The organism is Candidatus Hakubella thermalkaliphila (assembly GCF_013281975.1).
In the GTDB taxonomy this organism is placed as follows: domain Bacteria; phylum Actinomycetota; class Humimicrobiia; order Hakubellales; family Hakubellaceae; genus Hakubella; species Hakubella thermalkaliphila.
The window spans coordinates 1-759 of the sequence record NZ_BLRZ01000385.1; the positions used below are offsets into that span (position 1 = coordinate 1).

The window sequence follows — 759 nt, forward strand, 5'->3', positions numbered from 1 at the left end:
AACGGGATTACCACAGACAAAACCGAAATGAGTTCAATTTTACGGGGACTCAGGCGGGGGCCAAAAGTTGACAACATACTGCGGGAATGTGTGGATATTTTGCGGAAGTACGAACTGGGAATGGCCGCAGAAAAAGAGGCGTAGCCGTGGCGAGTACAACTTTTGCGCTTTACAGGCACCAGAAATTAGCTTTACAGTACATGCGGGTAAACGACTCTTTCGCCTTATTTATGGAACAGGGCTGCGGGAAAACGCTCCCTACCCTCTGCAGAATCTTGGAATTAGTTAAAGAGGGTTGCATTTCCAACGCATTGGTCGTTGCCCCCAAAACTACTATGGGGGTGTGGTATAGGGACATCGAAATCTTTGCGTCGGCTGACCAAAAACTACTCCTCTCGGCAATGACAATTATCAACTATGACAAAGTTTGGCGCAGAACATCCTTTAACCGCGAATGGGGATGCATTGTACTGGATGAATCCCATAAAATCAAAACCCGAACCGCCAAACGGGCAAATGCCTTGTTAAGAATAGCATTAAAATCTAAATACCGGTATATCCTGACGGGCACGCCTATAGGTAATGGACAGTTGGAAAATATTTGGGCGCAATACGCCTTCCTCCAACCATACTTATATATTTACAAGAACGGCTCCCGCGTTGCATCCCGTATTTTTGGGACATATGCCCAGTTTGAAACTAAGTATTGCGTCCTCAACCAATACTGGAAACCATATAAATACCTACATGTTGATGAAC

At 45.3% G+C, this 759-nt stretch carries 1 protein-coding gene; it reads left to right on the top strand.

Features of this window, described 5'->3' with window-relative positions; all coding sequences use genetic code 11:
- Positions 1 to 146: 146 nt before the first annotated feature.
- Positions 147 to 759: SNF2-related protein (locus HW443_RS12310; RefSeq protein ID WP_258190554.1), on the top strand; the 613-nt coding region annotated here is incomplete at its 3' end.